A 15,305-nucleotide genomic window follows, 5' to 3' on the forward strand; every position below is an offset into this window, starting at 1 on the left:
CGCGCGTGGCTAAGTAATAGCAACACAACAACTGCTTGGGGGCTTAGCAATGGCGATTTGGATTATCGTCGCAATACTTGCAATCGTCTTTTGGAGGCAACTCTATTACGTGCTGGCGGTGCCGGTCGGCTTGTGCTTGGCGCTGCTGCCCACTGTGTTTGCGGGGCTGATGACGCTAGACGCGACTGAATCACCAGTGACGTTCTTGCACATACTTTGCGTGGGCTATTTCGGATTGAGCCTGCTGGTAATCGGCTACGTGTTCTACTGCTTTGGAAGCGTGTTGTTGGAGAGCGCTCCACCGCCCCAGCGAGTTCAGGATTCAATCAAACGGATGGAGGGGATCACAAAGGCAAAATGACTGGCAGTGCATTCGTAATTCAGACATTTCGCAACTTCTGACTATTCGATCTCATAACTTTCGTCGGGGTCTTCGACGGACCGGGGCTGTAACAGGCTCCGGTTTTTCTTCCTCTGGAATATCGATGATCGGCGGCGCTGGCGGGTTCACAGCGTCAGCTAGACCCTTCATGCTGACCTCACCAGGGAGACGCGGATTGAGCGACCATTTCTGTGCCATCCTGACGAAGCCCTCGGCCAATGACATGCCAATAAGCCCGATACCAAACGCGACACCGTTTGTGGTGTCCGCATCGAGCGCGATCCATTTCACGATGATGGGCGTGAGATATGTCGCGCACAACATGCCAACGATGCTTACGCTGAACATTTCCCACTTGCTGCGGGCTTTCGTGAGCATTGCGCGGACGATGCTACCGGCTAGGCCAGCTGCAAGGTGTGTGGGATTGATGCCGATAGCTATGAGGAATGCGGAGACTGTTTCAAGCACTGGTCACCGCCTGGAATGTTCCCTTGTATGTGTGGTCGATGAACATTCTGCCCTGCCCGATCTATATGAGTGTGTCCGTATTTAACGGGCGACGGCCAAGTCGACGCTCAAATGGCTGTCAAACAGGAGCCAACCCGCAAACCAGCGCGAGACAGCCGGATTCCCCTAAATATGGTTTTAGGGAGCAGAGAAATGAGCAAAATCAGATTTGCAATCGCTGGCGGTCACATGCGCGGCGAGATCACCAAATTGATCGAGAACAATCCGCAAAAGACGCAGCTAGAGAACATTCGCGATTGGGTCATCACCCGATACGGGGGCTGGATCACCAAGCACATGGTTGATGCTTCGCCGTGGAAACTTGTCTCAGTCGATTTCGAGATAGCAAATGAGCGCGGCGACAAAGATTGCGTGTTCTACCTCGATTTCGAAAATCCAAATGATGAGGATTTCTTCGTGCGCCATGTGGGCGGCAAGATCATCCCATCGGAGGCGACCGATGCCAGCTAACAGACAGACAGAACGAACGCGCACACAGACGGCCGCGCAGTTTCAAAAGGGCAAGTCTGGCAACCCGGCGGGCCGCACGCCGATTCCACCTGACGTGAAGGAAGCCGCCAAGGCTCATACCATGACGGCTATCGAAACGCTGGTCGATGAGATGAAGAACGGGAAAAACGGAGCAAGCCGCGTAGCTGCGGCAACCGCGATCCTAAACCGTGGGTGGGGAGCGCCAAAGCAGACTGTCGATGTCGATGTGAACCACAAACAGGATTGGTCAGCGATGCTCGATGCGCTTGACCAGTGGAACGCGGGCAAACAACTCACCCAGGCGGAAACGGTCCAGGTGATCGAAGCAACTGCAATTGAAGTCATTGAAACAGAATGAACGACCAGCTGGACGCTCGGTTGAGTGCGCCCGCAGAGCGGTTTGGTTGCAACGCCACCGCTCGATAGCGCCCAGCTGGCTTCATGCAGGCCCAGACCCGCATCTCTAACGGCTAAGAATGCAGCCGCTTATCCAGGTCAATCATCAACGTTTCGGTTCCGCGTTTCGTCTGCACTAGCTCCAACGCTGTCGTGATCGTGCGCCTGCCCTGCGGGCTGTGCAAATCATATCCATGTTCGCCACAGTATTTGTGAACGGCAGCGATGACAGCGGACACGTCTTCGTCCGATAGGCTCATCAGTGATTGAAGCATCTCGTCTACCTCCTACAAACGACAGAGCGCCAGCAGATCAATAGCCGGTGAGGCATTCGGAATATTGGTGTGTGGGGCTCTGCAACTGAACCTGGACATATATTAAGCAAACAATATGTATCGATGCAAGATACTCCGTCACGGCCCGCTGCGATTTTGTTCAATCGAGCCCTAGCCGACCTTCTTAGCCGGTTTTTAATGAGGCCTTGCGATGTTGCTTCATAATTATGAAGGACAGAACCTTGGACCTCAAGCAAAGCAGAATTCACGCCTACAATCGGCAACGCGGCAGATGTTATTATTGCGGCAACCCTATGTGGGAAGCCGCAATCGAACCGCGCGAAGACGCTTTAGATCGACTGGATGACGATAGACTCGAAACCACTTTCGATAACCCGGCAAAACTATTGCAGAGTTTCCTTTGCACGGCTGAACATATTGTAGCCCGTAGCGACGGCGGCTCGGACGATCCCGAAAACATCGTCGCCGCCTGTATGCTTTGCAACAGCAGTCGAATGAGTATGCCGGTAGAAGAATTTCGGCAGCTGGTGCGAAAGAACTCGTTCGTCATGGAAGCGGGCCACGACAGATCTGTTGTAGATGGCCAATGGCACGACAAAGTGGCTTACGATTTCAGGTGGAAAGTCGCCATGTTCATCGAGGAACGCGCGATTTGGATTGAACTGTTTTGTCAGGAATTCCTTCCCTACGAGAAGTTCTTCAAGAACCACTGGCACCTACGAGCAAGTTGGGCAACCGTTTATCCAGCGTTCAACGGTAACACGGACGCCGATCACTTAGCTGCTTGCTATGAGCGTCGTGAGGAAATCGAGGGCTCTCGGCTGCTTCTCGAAAATGTGGAGCATGAGCCCGTCATTCGAAAGCAATATTGCTCAAAGATTGCTGCTTAGCTTAACCCGTTGATTACTATAGAAGAAGTCCTTCCGAGATTGAGACGTTTCATTACTGGACAGTTCCACCGTCACGTGTAAGAAGTCGTCCGTCTTCGAGACACGTACTGTTCTCTGAATACTTTTGCTGACGAAAGTCAGCTGGCTGATCGCTGCCAACAACGGCGCCAAACCAAAGCCCCCCAGGGGGCTTGAGTAGAAGGAGTGAAGTGCATGGAAGAGAAGATCAAGGGTTCTTTGACAATCGCTGAATGGGCTGACAAGGCCGACGACGTGGCTATGGGTGCTCGCATCCTGGCGACCGAGACGGCTCTGCTGCATAGCCACATTGCTGGCACCGAGATGTCTACCAAGCAGTTGCTGGTAGGGATCGTAGTGTTCATCAAGCAAGTTATGCAGGACAAGAAGCGCCTGGCTGAGCTGTCTATTCTTGCAGGAGTTCGACGCATCACGATGCCGAAGAACTTCGACCCCACAAAGGTCAAGAATGGTGAAGCAAACCCGGCGTTGTTTCTGTCAAGGCTGCTGGTCGGTACAGAGGAGAACGGAAAGTGGATGCCTAGTGTATACGCGGCCAAGAACTTCCCGAACGCTCTACGCTGGCTGATCAACGCGGCAAAGGAAGAGACGGACTTCGATGCCATCATGACTGTCCTTGAAAGTGCAACGACGAAAGTCGGCAAAGACAAGATTGTCAGAGGTGTTGAAGCAGCCAAGGCTTTGGATCGGGTAGCCAATGGTAAGCCTCGCAAGACCACGAAGACCTTTGCGGTTCAAGTGCCTCGCGAAGCTGATCGGGTGAAGCCGGTTGCAACGTTCACGGCTGATGAAGCCTTGTTCCCTGTTGATGAAAACGGATACGGCCTCGGTACGATCCGTAGCCTCGGCAACGGCAAGTTTGGCATCTTCTTTGGAGTTGCCGAAGACGCTGAAACCGCTGGTCTCATCTACGACGGATTCAAAGAACATGAGGACAGCCTGCAGTTCACGCAGATTGTCACGAAGCCGCTGACAAAGGCGAACTTCTCTCGGACTGAATCTGCTCCAGCGAGAATCTGACGAACTTAACAAGAGTGGGGGTTTAACAGCCCCCACTTTTTCGTTTTGGAGGGTTGAATTGGAAGAGTTAACCGACTGGATGCGCATGTCTGCGGAGGCCGACATCAAGGCGCTAGAGCAAGACCATTCTCACAAGTTGACAGCCTCCGAAATGCAAGAATACCTCGGACGTGATTTCTACGCCTATGAGAAGGCCTTAGCTGATCGAGATTGGATTGAACCGCGCTCCGTCCTGGACGCGCTCTCGAATAGACTGGTTGATGAAACCGAAACCTTGCTTCGTGAAGTGCGGCTTGCTCTGAACGCGGGACGAATAAAAGTGGGCACCGAGAACAAGAAAGAGACCGAGATACGACGCGCGTATATCGATCGTGCATTGTATCTGGCGAGTCAGTGGGAAGCAGAAATCGGTGGCGACGGCATCGCCCCAACTGGCCGCGAACAATACGCGCACATGTTTGTCAACGCTTCGGATGGTGATCCCGGCGACAGCTACTACGATGTCTATCGAGCGCTCGAGAGCACCCCGGTGTATCGTCTCGTTAAAGCCGAAGATTATGAACCCAACAGGTTTTCGACTGTCAACGCGATACAGCGGCAATATCTGACCGAACTGCTGCATCGCGACGACCCGCAGGCAACACCCGAAGACCAAGTTGAGCGATTCAACGCTTTCAAAGATCGAGCACGAAAATTGGGACTGACATAACAAATGGTCCGCTGAAATGACTAGCTGACCCGGTATCCTTGGGGGTTCCCGAAATGGGCAATTCAACTAGGTCAGCCACGCGCTCATATGTGGGCGACTAGCAGCCATTCGTATTGCGAATTTTTGGGGATGATTACTCAGACGATGGCGCTGGCTGAATGACGTGATGTGCACGCACTTTGGGTTTGGGTCCAAGACGTATCACTCAGCCAGCGCGTGCATTATTCATCACACATATAAGAATTGCAATGCATCTATGTGCGATACGCTCAGTGTTTTGAACTTTTGGTCTGGATGCCCTTCTCGGCTTCCATTCGTTCTCGCGCTTCACGCAATCGAGCAGTCTTGGCCTCACGAGCTGCACGCTGCTCATCGATGATGGCGCGAGCGACATTATTGGTTTCAGCCTGCAGCTGACGACGCTGTTCCTGAGTGACTGATTGTCTCGTTCCCACCAAATGTCTCCGGGCTGTTTTGAAACGGTCCTAGCGCCCTGACCAGCTGGTCAAGGAGCGGTTCATGTGGCTTGGTCTGGATTAGATCAACGCTGATTGTGATCGCGCGACGGCCTTCATGGCTGTCGGGAGTACAATGATTGAGACGGCACCATTGGCGCACTGCGCTGGTCACCTGATCAATCTGCTCGTCGGATAAGGTCGCGGTCATCAACATCGACGATTCTCCTGCTTTGGTTCGGCAAGAGCAAGTAGTAACTCCCAAGCGGCCTCCACCATTCGTACTGAGGTCGACAGCAGCTATCTTACGCCCGAATTTAACCCGCGCTACTCAAAATGACATGCGCACTAATTATTTTTGCGCAGCAGGCAACGGGTCATCGTAGTCGATCCACCCAAGGTCGCGACAGTATTGCTCCCCGGCCAACACCGCTGCCTTTTGGCTCTCGAAGGGGCCCAGCATGAGCGGAACATAATTAAGATCGCAAAGTTTAGAGATATCCTGCAATTTACAGGAGCAGATTTTTGATCCTTCGCCTGAGACTTTTATTGAAGGCGCTCAATACTGCGACTTTCGAGCCGCTCCCACGTTTGGTCGGCCTCAAGACTGTAATCATTGCGAGAGACGCTGGTTTAATCGACGTCGAGCCAGGGAGCACACTACGGCCCCGCTGCCGTCTTACTCCCGCTGGATTGAATTTTAGGAAGACAGCCCTTGAGCGCGATGATGCCGGCTGAACGATGCTGTACGCGCCTCACAATCGATGTGCAAACCAAGGCACACCGCCCAGCCAGCCAGACGATTATCAGCCTCACGCTCAAGAATTTCAACATAATACTGCGTACGGTTGCGTGCAAACCGTAGAGAAGGCGCTGACCAATCGGCCTCCAGAAAGACGCTTTAGGTTCGACCTCTAAAGCGTTGGCGATCAGTCAGCGGAGGTGATTATTCACACACATATTAGAATTTCAATAGGTGTTTCCCAGCTAGATGGGAACGCCAACTGGACCAGTAGAGCTATCGTCCTTGCGCGAGAGACCTGCCATGCATCAGTGCACATAATTGCCGAGCAACGCAGCGTATGACCCTCCTGAGGACCCAGCGAGCGCATACGCAGAGCATGACAAAGCCCCAGCCTTTCGACCGGGGCTTCCATCAGCTAGCGCTAACTGATGTCGCGTTATTTGGCCTTCTTCGCACGGCCAGCCTTCAGCCGGGCCGACCGTTCAGCCGAGTGCTTGGCAATTTTTTCCTGCAACGCCTTGTCGCCGTCGATGACTTCCTTTGCAGCGTCGAGAACCTTGATCACGCCATCCAGGTCAGGGGCACGGAAGAGTTTCGAACCAGCGATCTCGAAAGCATTGCGACCGATACGGACAACATAACCCTGCGCGTCTTTGCGGAACCACAGCGACCGTGTGTTGAGTTCCTTGCCCGCCTTGACCTGCTTTGCGTTTTCGATCTGCGCAGCAAGTTTGCCGTAGAAGATTTCCAGCGGGGTCTGACCACCAACAACACCAGTCGTTGCAGCAGCCTTGAGCAGTTCCATCGGGTTAGCCATTGTATAAGTCCTTCGCACCAGCAGCTCCATTGCTGCCGTGCTTCCCTATCAATAGCCATCGATTATTCAGGGCAACCGGAGATAAGCCGCACAAAGATCTTTCTGCCAATTCTCCGGTTGAGAGCAGTAGGTCTTCAGCTAACATCCGATAAGTTGTGACTTTGCGAGTAGCGCATCAAAATCTACTGGAGCGGCCATCTTTCCTAAGGTAGTCATGAATTAAAATTGGTGATGGTGCGCAAATGTTTTCCGAATTGATAACAAACCCAGTATTCCTTGCTATACTGACAATTATTTCATTCGTGACCGGCTCATATCAGCTATTTTTTAAGAAGCCAAAATATCTGCTGAACTACAACCTGCAAGAGGTTGAACTGGTGGGCTCCCAAACCGCCGCATTCGGTGACGCGTTGACGGTTTTGTATCAGGGAAGCGAGGTGCCTAGAGTTACTTCTTCGGAGGTCGTTGTTTGGAACGGTGGCTCGGAGCACTTGGATCGGACGAGTATTTCACAGGGCAATCCGTTGCATTTTGAGGTTCCGGCAGATTGCGTGATATTGGACTGTACTGTCGAGAAAGTCATGCGGGACGACAGCACATTTTCGGTACTGGTTACGGAAAACAGGCGACTGGCTCAGCTTGAGTTTGGATACATGAATGCCAACGAGGGCGCGCGGATATCAGTCATACACACTGGTACCAAAGGGCAACTGGAATTTGCGGGCGCCATCAAGGGCTCGCCAAAAAGCCCAAAGCGTAAAAATATTGTTTTATCTTCGAAAATGTCCGGCAAACGAGTTCCAGTCTATCTCAAAGCGAGTGCTCCTTTGCTGCTTATCGTAGTTGCGGGATCCATTGGCATGGTTCTGGAGACGCTTCGCTATCTTGGCTACGATGTCCAACCCGACTTCTTAAAACTGCCAGACGTCAGACTGTTTGTGAATTTTCTTTTTCTAGGAACGACAGTCATCGGATCGTTGGCGGTGTTGTGGGCTGCAAGGCGACCTTACCCAAGCGCATTAGACTAGTGTGGTGGAGAACTGAAATTCTCTAAAACCATATCAATTGGATGAGCAAGTATAGAGGTTTTTGTGAGAAACCTGAGGGGGGCCTATCCGGCGTTTTCCCGTAGCCGATGAAGCAGTCGGACTACCTGGCCTGTACCCCATGCGGACCCTCTCGGCGTCCGTACGCCGCGATCGTTCAGTTCACGCGCAATTGCTGCTGGTGTGTCGATGCCGCTGTCCATGAGCGTCCTAAGGACTCTTTGAAGCGATCCAGCAAAGGCATCTGCCTCTGCTACCCTTGCAGCGTTCTTGCCCCACTCCTGTCCCCTCGCCCGCTTTGCAGCTATCGCTACCTTCGTTCGGTCGGAGATCATCTCCCTCTCCTTCTCGGCCACAGCTGCCATTATGTGGAACTGGAAGTTATCAGCGTTCGGGATATCAGCCGCTTTGATCGGAACTCCCGCCTTGAGCAGACCGGATATAAAGTGGACATCGCGAGACAGCCGGTCCAACTTGGCGATGACCAGCACCGCCTTGTTATCTTTGGCTAGGTCCAACGCTGCCGCCAGCTGCGGACGATCATCCTTCTTGCCGCTCTCGACCTCTGTAAACTCCGCAATCGGATCGCAACGCGTATATTCGAGAACTGCGCGGCGCTGTGCCTCAAGCCCCAGGCCGGACTTACCCTGCATCTGGGTGGAAACTCGGTAGTAAGCAACGTACTGCATAACAACCTCTGACAATGAATGTGCGTTCTTTGTCTGTTGCCGAAAAAAGCAAAGGGCGAGCGATCTTTTCGGTTGCCCTTTCAATGGCTTGGCAGTAACGCGCGTGACGATTCCTGACCGAAAAGGTGCGGAAATATCGGGCCACGTCTGGGCGCTGGCCGGTTGATGTGTTGAGCTATCATAGTGTTGTCCGTAGAGAGTTTAAGCCGTGCGCAGTCGCTGATATCGTACTGATAAGAACTTCACGACCTTCCGTGATCGATTCAATCCTTGCCGATGTTCTGTTTTCGTTCTATCCTCTCGGAATGGTAAAAGCACCTGACTTGAACACCACGATATGCGAGCTGTTGCGGGACAAAGCCGGTGATCAGCCCATCAACTTATTGGAGATTGGGCCGACACTGGTTGTCGAAATGGGCTTCTCTCAAGAGCAGATAGTCAACGCCTTGTTCTGGCTCGTATCGCAAAAGCAGATCGAGCTAATGCCGCATAACCAGGTTCGCTTATTACTGGTGGAGAGCAAACCCTCTCGCGTTGTTCACGGATAGACATAGTAGTAAAATCTGATTCCGACGAGTTCAACTTCACGGAGTCATTATTGAACACAGCAACGGCTTATCCGCTTACTAGAACGCAGCGCATGTTAAAGGCACAACCCTTCTGCATATATTGTGGAGGTGCGACATTAGCCGAGACTTGCGAGCATTTTCCTCCACGAGTGATGTTTTACCAGAGAGACCGGCCACGAGGGCTAGAGTTCTCGTCGTGCAAGTCCTGCAATGGTGCCTCACGTAGCGCCGAGAATGTCGTCGGGTTTCTTTCGCGGGTTTATCAGTCCGAAGACGTTCGGTTTGACCGGCGTGAAATAAAGAAGCGAGCGGATGCAGCGTTCAGGCATAATCCCGGCTTAGCTGATGAAATGCACGTGGATCAGGTTGCTGCTCTACAACGGCTTGGCAATAAGGCCAATATGTTACCGACGTGGAACTTTATCAACTTGTCGGGTCCAATCTGCACAAATGCGCTCGATACGTTCGGCGTGAAACTTGGGCTCTCACTGCATTACGAAGCTACAACGAGGATCGTGCCGAAGGGTGGCGCGGTCCTGTTGAACCACTACAGCAACATCGATGCGCTGACCGGGGATATTCCCGATGGCCTTCTCCCCGCATTCGGCAATGGCGTCACACTCACGCAGGGCAAAAAGGAAGTCAGCAAACAGTTCCGCTACTCAAGCAGATGGGCGGAGGATGTTGGGACAGTGAGTATGCATTTCGCGGTCTTCCGCGAGTCCTTTGGGATCATGATGATTGTTGCCCATGATCCCGCTGACTTACCAGAGGGCTCGCAAGTGGAAGCCTTCTACGTCTGACACGGAAAAGCCCGCCGGGGTTAACAGCGGGCTCCTGTTTCTGTTTGGTGCGCGGATTAAAAGTTTGGAAGACTTCCGTGGACCATCTCACTCCTGTACGTATCCACTTTGGACAGCTGTAAGCCGACCCATCGTGTCGATATTTATCCGCCGATGACAGTGAAGCCCGATGGGATTGGCAACGTTGTTTGTCCCGGTGCAAATCGTGACGTGATCTCGCAGCCAGTGAGGAATGCAAAACCAACGGGATAAAGCATGTCCGTGCCGAGCATCGAGATATCAATGCCACCGACACCAGTTGCGGGATCGAACGGCTCGCTACCCTCAGCAGCTCCACCATTCCATAGCCCGCTGTTTCTGCGTACCCACATGCGGCGAGTATCCGCGTCGAAAGCAATCCCAACTATATCGCCGTTCTCGATCTGCCCCATATAGGCGATATCCGTACCCATGTAGCGGATAGTTCCCTCATTGCTCTGGTAGCCAATCGCGTTCTCGTCCTGACCCGGATCGATCCAGTCGGCTTCCAAGTGTGTGGCGTAGTCGATGTTCATCAAGCCGATGCCGGTGAATTTGTCGTTGCCCACGCTGTTGTGGACTGTCTCGAAATACCACTTGCCAGAGGACTTGCCAATTGCACCGCGAACGCAAGCGTTGGTGAAACCATTATCCGGCCAGTACACGGTGCGATCCGAGTTCTTCAACGCCATGCTTTTACTCATATCCGGCGCGAACCATGTCGGCGGTAGAGCCTGTCGAACACCTGGAGCGTTGATTGCCGCTTGTAGAGTTAGGCGGTAAATTCCGGCTAGTGCCGCGTAGCCTGCGTCGGTCAGGTGATTTCGGTCACTCGCATACCACGTCGTATTGTTGGCATCGGCAGCAGTGTCGAAACGAGGATCAGCGCCGAAGTCGAAGAGGCCATCGCAATCCAAGTCGGAAAGCGCGTATGCGCGAACCCACGTGTTGAACTGAACATCAGCGACATTCCAACTCTGATAAGGTGCATCGCCTTCATTGCTGGCGATCATCGAGCCAACGATACGGCGTTGATAGCCACGGCGTTTTGCCGCGACGAGTACACGACGCAGGTTCACATAAGCCTGACGGTCATTGTATCCCTGTGAGCGATCATTTGCGCCGAGCATGACACTGAACACATTCATGTCCTTCGTCTCATCGAATGCAGCACCACCGCGATCATCAAATTCATCAGCTACGTTCTGACCAGTGTAACCGCCCGTAGCGATGTTACTCAAGCTGTAGGTTGGACCAGCTGCCAGTGTCGCGACTGCAACGGGCGGATATGCTTTCGATTCATTAGATGTCAAAGCACCTGCTGTGAGAGAATCACCTTCTGAAACGATTTTGATGAACTGAGCGGGCTGTGCGATTGGGCCGACTTCGCTTGAGGTCGCCAATGTCGAACCGCCGAGGTTGGTTGCGGTGACACGGAAGGATACCAGTTTGCCCTTATCCGCGTTGTCCAGCACGTAAGTCGTGTCTGTTGCGCCGCTAATAACAACCCCATCACGGAGCCATTGGTAGGTAAGGCTTGGGCTGTTCGTCCATGTACCAGCCGAGCCCGTCAACGTCTTCGTGACCTGTGCTAGACCGGAGATCGATGGAGCTACCGTGTTCGCTGGAACATTCTGGGAAACCGGTCCTACACTCGGAGTGAAGGCGTCGCTCGATCCCACAACGTTTGTCGCGGTCACTCTTGCATAGAAGGTCGAACCGTAGTCCTCCGCAAGCAGAGCGAAGACGTTGGCTGTTGCGCCGGATAGCGCCGTGCCGTTCTTAAACCACTGATACGCGTAGCTCGACGGGCTATATGCCCATGTGCCGGTTGAGGTCATCAACGTGGAACCGACAAGCGTATTGCCGCTGATCGTCGGGACAGCCGTGTTCGCGGGCTTCTCCGTGACCGGCTTAGCCGTGACCGCTGCCGTTGCAACTGATGTGCTACTTGCAGAACCGAAACTGTTGGAGGCCGTGACCGTGACAGTGATGGTCTTGCCGACCTCTGCGTCGGTGAGATCGTAAGTGCGAGAAGTTGCGCCGGAAATGTTCGTTCCCGCCGCCTTCCATTGGAACACATATCCGCTTGGGCTCTGTGTCCAAACGCCGAATGTCGTTGTGAGCGTGCTGCCGCTCTGTGGTGTGCCGCTGATAGCTGGCGCAGTCGTCACAGTGGGGGCCGCTGTCGGTGGAGCCGCTGGGGTTGTCGTACCTTGGGGGCTCAGCGAGAATGAAAAGCCGAAACCCATATTATCGTGTCACCTGATATCCGCGAACCTTGACCGAGGTCGATGACGGCGCACGTGCGTAAATCTTGTCCGTCGCGTTCAGGGTAAAACTGATCGAGACATCGCGGGCGCGGTCGAAATGCAAGAAATCGTCTGATCCAGCTGTGGGAAGCGCCTGCGCTACGGCCAGGAATACGCTGGTGCTGTTGGGATCGAGTTGAATGCCGCAGCTTGCGATGGTCGTGCCATCAACGATCTGCGTCCATGCGGAATTTGTAGCTGTTGCGGAGAATGTGTTTGTGACGGCCATACGGGCACTCCTTTGTGGATTGTCCCGTATTTAGTGGATATCGCCCATACCGAGTGGTTTGCTGTTGCTAATGCTCAAATATGCGCTCATAGGTCGACTGTCAGCTCGTGACTGACAACGAGATCGTCCGATGCCGAACCCCAAAACCCGTCATCGGACGATCTTGTTAAAGGAATGAAGTTATTAAAAGCGCTGCGCTTCCGAGGATAGTGACGGCCGCCAATGCGGTTGCTAGCAGCAAAAACTCGACTGGCTCGTCCGCAAAAAAGTATTCGCTCTTCTGATGCTCCATGATTGCGCTCCCCGCTCAACCGTCTGAATCGAATCCTTAAAGCAGATTAACCTCTGATGGTATTTTGGCAAGCCTACGCGTGGCACATGCGCAGTGCGAGACTAAATGTCGGTTTCTAGGTCGCCGTGTCCGTTGAGGACCAACTCGCCGTTGTCGTTGTGGTAAGGGATGAAATCCGGTTCTCGCCCAAGCAGCTCATGCGCTGCAAGTTCAGCTGAATATTCGGCGAACCGTGCTTCAATCCAAGCGTTCGTATGACCGTTCTCGCGAAGATGTTTGAGGGCGTTGAAAACAGCTTGCTTCTGTCGAAGGGTCATATGGGCTCTCATCCGTCGTTGTTGCGGTCGCGGGAGACCTCCCCCCGCGCCATTTGCCCAAACGTGTGTCGTTTTGTAAAGCAACATTAATCGGACACTTGCCTCGCCAACGAACCCGCCCACTTTTTGCTGCCAGGACGCCGTCCGTTACGACTGAAGGTTGGCTCGCGCGGCACCTCCGTAAGCGAGTTTGAGGAGCATCGCGGCCTTGTCGTTGTCGCTCATTAAGATTTCAAATTTGACGACACCGGAACCGTTCGTGTCGATCCGATACCCTGCAAAGTGGGGGCCGTGCTTCGCGATTAGAAGGTCTAGGATCGTATCGTTGAGGCTTTTCTGCGGGGCCGCATCATCCTCGAAACCATGCTCCCAATCGGCCAATGCCCAAGCGTTGATGAACGCGGAGAACTTGCCGGTCTCTTGTGGGAGCCATCGCGTCGTCTCATCCTCTACGAAAGCCTGCATCTCACCGTGAAAGGTGGTCGAACCGAAGTCGTGAACGAAGGTGACGCTCATGCCGCACCTCCCGCTTTCGCAAAGGCCTTCTCGGCAACCGGGAAACTCATGCCGATGATCCGCTGCTTTGCCATGAAGTCGATGCGCGCTTTCATGGCCGGTCGTTCTTCCTGGGAAGCCTTCATTGCCTCCCAGCTGCGGTCCTGAAACCAATCGGCCCATATTGCATCGTCGGCGGCCATCTCTTCCGAGGTCATGTTGTCGCGGGTGAGTTTCCAAAGACGTTGCACCTGGAAACAACGCTGCTTCAAGGTCCAGCGGATTTCAGTGATCACGCTGCCAAGCCTTACTTTCAAAGTCCAGTAAGGCCAGACGGTCAGACTTTTCGCAACGAATTGAAGTTTCATGCCCAAAGGCAAATCGGACTGGATCACGGTGAGTATGTTGATCATGCCTCACCTCCATCGCGCTTCTTCGAGAACGAGCGAATGTAATCGCAGAGGTGAGCGCCGACGCCAAAGATCATGAAGGCAGTCACGAAAAGATCGGAGAAACCGAACAAACGGAACAAGCCTGCGATACCGGCAGTCATCGCGAAGATGAAAAGAGAGTTGGTCACCGACATTATCAAGCCTCCTTCGCCGGAATAGCGATCTCGTCGCAACCGACAGCCGCGAGGATCTGATTGATTGCCGTCAGTTGCTTCACGCTGAGGTCTTCACCAGCACGGCCACGGACATATTTGTGGGGCTTGGCAAGTTTGCCGATAACGCCCTCAAGCACTTCACGCAGCGTGGAGAACTTGCGCAGCTGCGAACCCCAAACGCCGCTGTTCCTATCCAGGATCAGGTTCAGGCCGACATAGATGGTCGGATCGTCCTTATTCGTGCGGGCCTTGTCGAGAATGTCGATGGCGCTGCGCAGATAGCTATGCTCGGCATCGGAAAGCCTGACGTACTGGACGTTGGCGCGGGTCGTCTTTGATGGACGATCGATCAGGGTTGAAGTGGCAACTGCATCGCTGGTTGCGCGGATCGTCGCTGCGGGCGTTGTCTCGAATAGGTTTGTGTCTAGGTCTTGCATAGGAGTTTTCTCCTTCTTGATTAGATTGTTGCGGCGCGCTTAGCCGCCCAATATGCGGCTCGCTTCTCGGCCATTTTTGCTTTGGTCTCGGCGCTCATCACCCTGCCCTTTCGAGCAGCGCTTATTTTGGCTTTGGTCTCATCAGATCGTGTCTGGCCAGTGTTGGCCTGCTTGATACGCTCTTTCGTTTCTTCGGAATGTTTGGTGCCGGTGCGGGCTAGGGCAATCGCGTCCTTTGACGCTTGCGTGTGGCGGTCACCCTTTTTGAAGTGTTGATTACGGCGGCTCTGTTCGCGGTTCACAAACACCGCTGTCTCACCATTGAGGACCCCGCCGGCCTTCGACGGGCGATCTTTCCAGGTCAGAACGTATCCGGTCGTGCTCTCCATGAAGCGCTTGAATGTTCCGGCCTTTAGCTCGCTTTCCATGCGTTGGCGGCGAGCCTTAGTGATCAGTGCGAGGTACTCATCGAACGTCAGCTCGAAGCGATTGCCCGCAGCGACTTGGCGGCGTTGCGAACTCTCGTACATGCGGCAAAGAATAGTCATCAGCGGTTTGCTGATCTTCGTGCCTTGGAAATCGGATTGAATAGAAGCGAGGACATCTCGCGGATTGAAATGCATTGTCATCATAAACTCCTGTGGCAGCACCAAATCCCAACGGCTGCATTCACAATTCTATTTATGCTCGGACGCTAATCGACGCGTCCAAAGACTAAAAACCCGGACCAACAGTTGGGCTGC

22 protein-coding genes are annotated in these 15,305 nt (G+C 53.5%); 9 read left to right on the plus strand and 13 right to left on the minus strand.

The window, feature by feature from the left end; genetic code table 11:
* The first annotated feature begins 49 nt into the window (after positions 1 to 49).
* Positions 50 to 361 carry a hypothetical protein gene (locus tag D460_RS0112590; RefSeq protein ID WP_018898906.1) on the plus strand — a complete coding sequence of 104 codons (312 nt, stop codon included), beginning with the start codon at positions 50 to 52 and terminating at the stop codon, positions 359 to 361.
* Between the two features lie 51 nt (positions 362 to 412).
* Here the strand turns inward: D460_RS0112590 and D460_RS0112595 are convergent, their stop codons facing one another.
* Positions 413 to 850: a hypothetical protein gene (locus D460_RS0112595; RefSeq protein ID WP_018898907.1), complete on the minus strand. Its 438-nt coding sequence runs from the start codon at positions 848 to 850 to the stop codon at positions 413 to 415.
* Positions 851 to 961: 111 nt separating this feature from the next.
* On the opposite strand from D460_RS0112595, the gene D460_RS0112600 reads away from it, so the two are divergent.
* On the plus strand, positions 962 to 1,360 hold the full coding sequence (locus D460_RS0112600) for a hypothetical protein (RefSeq protein ID WP_155947732.1): 399 nt from the start codon (positions 962 to 964) through the stop codon (positions 1,358 to 1,360).
* Positions 1,350 to 1,739: a hypothetical protein gene (locus D460_RS34510; RefSeq protein WP_018898909.1), complete on the plus strand. Its 390-nt coding sequence runs from the start codon at positions 1,350 to 1,352 to the stop codon at positions 1,737 to 1,739. The genes D460_RS0112600 and D460_RS34510 overlap by 11 nt, the downstream gene beginning before the upstream one ends.
* 112 nt (positions 1,740 to 1,851) lie before the next feature.
* Here the strand turns inward: D460_RS34510 and D460_RS0112610 are convergent, their stop codons facing one another.
* A complete protein-coding gene (locus D460_RS0112610; RefSeq protein WP_018898910.1) occupies positions 1,852 to 2,052 on the minus strand; it encodes a hypothetical protein in 201 nt (66 codons plus the stop codon).
* Positions 2,053 to 2,294: 242 nt separating this feature from the next.
* Between D460_RS0112610 and D460_RS34515 the strand changes: the two genes are divergently transcribed.
* From D460_RS34515 to D460_RS0112625, 3 genes are all read left to right on the plus strand, one after another.
* Positions 2,295 to 2,963, plus strand: coding sequence for an HNH endonuclease (locus D460_RS34515; protein ID WP_196809335.1), 669 nt, complete (start codon positions 2,295 to 2,297; stop codon positions 2,961 to 2,963).
* Positions 2,964 to 3,176: 213 nt separating this feature from the next.
* Positions 3,177 to 4,022, plus strand: a complete 846-nt coding sequence (locus D460_RS0112620) for a hypothetical protein (RefSeq protein WP_018898912.1) — start codon at positions 3,177 to 3,179, stop codon at positions 4,020 to 4,022.
* 58 nt (positions 4,023 to 4,080) lie between these two features.
* Positions 4,081 to 4,731 (plus strand): hypothetical protein, encoded by a 651-nt coding sequence (locus D460_RS0112625; RefSeq protein WP_018898913.1) that lies wholly within the window; start codon positions 4,081 to 4,083, stop codon positions 4,729 to 4,731.
* A 269-nt stretch (positions 4,732 to 5,000) separates the two neighbouring features.
* Here the strand turns inward: D460_RS0112625 and D460_RS35920 are convergent, their stop codons facing one another.
* Together D460_RS35920 and D460_RS0112635 are read right to left on the minus strand one after the other, a co-directional pair.
* Entirely contained in the window at positions 5,001 to 5,186 is a 186-nt protein-coding gene (locus D460_RS35920) for a hypothetical protein (RefSeq protein WP_155947733.1), read from the minus strand.
* A 1,181-nt stretch (positions 5,187 to 6,367) separates the two neighbouring features.
* Positions 6,368 to 6,736, minus strand: coding sequence for a hypothetical protein (locus D460_RS0112635; RefSeq protein ID WP_018898916.1), 369 nt, complete (start codon positions 6,734 to 6,736; stop codon positions 6,368 to 6,370).
* Positions 6,737 to 6,990: 254 nt separating this feature from the next.
* Between D460_RS0112635 and D460_RS0112640 the strand changes: the two genes are divergently transcribed.
* Positions 6,991 to 7,776, plus strand: a complete 786-nt coding sequence (locus D460_RS0112640) for a hypothetical protein (RefSeq protein WP_018898917.1) — start codon at positions 6,991 to 6,993, stop codon at positions 7,774 to 7,776.
* Positions 7,777 to 7,859: 83 nt separating this feature from the next.
* On the opposite strand, the gene D460_RS0112645 is transcribed toward D460_RS0112640, so the two are convergent.
* A complete protein-coding gene (locus D460_RS0112645; RefSeq protein WP_018898918.1) occupies positions 7,860 to 8,483 on the minus strand; it encodes a recombinase family protein in 624 nt (207 codons plus the stop codon).
* Positions 8,484 to 8,737: 254 nt separating this feature from the next.
* Between D460_RS0112645 and D460_RS0112650 the strand changes: the two genes are divergently transcribed.
* Complete coding sequence (locus D460_RS0112650) at positions 8,738 to 9,031, plus strand: hypothetical protein (protein WP_018898919.1); 294 nt, start codon at positions 8,738 to 8,740, stop codon at positions 9,029 to 9,031.
* 371 nt (positions 9,032 to 9,402) lie between these two features.
* A complete protein-coding gene (locus D460_RS0112655; RefSeq protein WP_245267744.1) occupies positions 9,403 to 9,855 on the plus strand; it encodes a hypothetical protein in 453 nt (150 codons plus the stop codon).
* A 143-nt stretch (positions 9,856 to 9,998) separates the two neighbouring features.
* On the opposite strand, the gene D460_RS34520 is transcribed toward D460_RS0112655, so the two are convergent.
* The 8 genes from D460_RS34520 to D460_RS0112700 all read right to left on the minus strand — a co-directional run bounded on the left by D460_RS34520 (position 9,999) and on the right by D460_RS0112700 (position 15,191).
* Positions 9,999 to 12,125 carry a GDSL-type esterase/lipase family protein gene (locus tag D460_RS34520; RefSeq protein ID WP_245267737.1) on the minus strand — a complete coding sequence of 709 codons (2,127 nt, stop codon included), beginning with the start codon at positions 12,123 to 12,125 and terminating at the stop codon, positions 9,999 to 10,001.
* Between the two features lies 1 nt (position 12,126).
* Entirely contained in the window at positions 12,127 to 12,414 is a 288-nt protein-coding gene (locus D460_RS0112665; RefSeq protein WP_018898922.1) for a hypothetical protein, read from the minus strand.
* A gap of 393 nt (positions 12,415 to 12,807) precedes the next feature.
* On the minus strand, positions 12,808 to 13,023 hold the full coding sequence (locus D460_RS0112675; RefSeq protein ID WP_018898924.1) for a hypothetical protein: 216 nt from the start codon (positions 13,021 to 13,023) through the stop codon (positions 12,808 to 12,810).
* A 147-nt stretch (positions 13,024 to 13,170) separates the two neighbouring features.
* Positions 13,171 to 13,539 (minus strand): hypothetical protein, encoded by a 369-nt coding sequence (locus tag D460_RS0112680; protein ID WP_018898925.1) that lies wholly within the window; start codon positions 13,537 to 13,539, stop codon positions 13,171 to 13,173.
* Positions 13,536 to 13,931 carry a hypothetical protein gene (locus tag D460_RS0112685; protein ID WP_018898926.1) on the minus strand — a complete coding sequence of 132 codons (396 nt, stop codon included), beginning with the start codon at positions 13,929 to 13,931 and terminating at the stop codon, positions 13,536 to 13,538. Before D460_RS0112685 ends, D460_RS0112680 begins: the two co-directional genes overlap by 4 nt.
* Positions 13,928 to 14,104, minus strand: a complete 177-nt coding sequence (locus D460_RS35925) for a hypothetical protein (RefSeq protein WP_018898927.1) — start codon at positions 14,102 to 14,104, stop codon at positions 13,928 to 13,930. Before D460_RS35925 ends, D460_RS0112685 begins: the two co-directional genes overlap by 4 nt.
* Positions 14,105 to 14,106: 2 nt before the next feature.
* Positions 14,107 to 14,562, minus strand: coding sequence for a hypothetical protein (locus tag D460_RS0112695; protein ID WP_018898928.1), 456 nt, complete (start codon positions 14,560 to 14,562; stop codon positions 14,107 to 14,109).
* 20 nt (positions 14,563 to 14,582) lie between these two features.
* Positions 14,583 to 15,191 carry an NUMOD3 domain-containing DNA-binding protein gene (locus tag D460_RS0112700; protein WP_018898929.1) on the minus strand — a complete coding sequence of 203 codons (609 nt, stop codon included), beginning with the start codon at positions 15,189 to 15,191 and terminating at the stop codon, positions 14,583 to 14,585.
* Between the last annotated feature and the right edge of the window lie 114 nt (positions 15,192 to 15,305).

The organism is Rhizobium sp. 2MFCol3.1, assembly GCF_000377565.1.
In the GTDB taxonomy this organism is placed as follows: Bacteria; Pseudomonadota; Alphaproteobacteria; order Rhizobiales; family Rhizobiaceae; genus Rhizobium.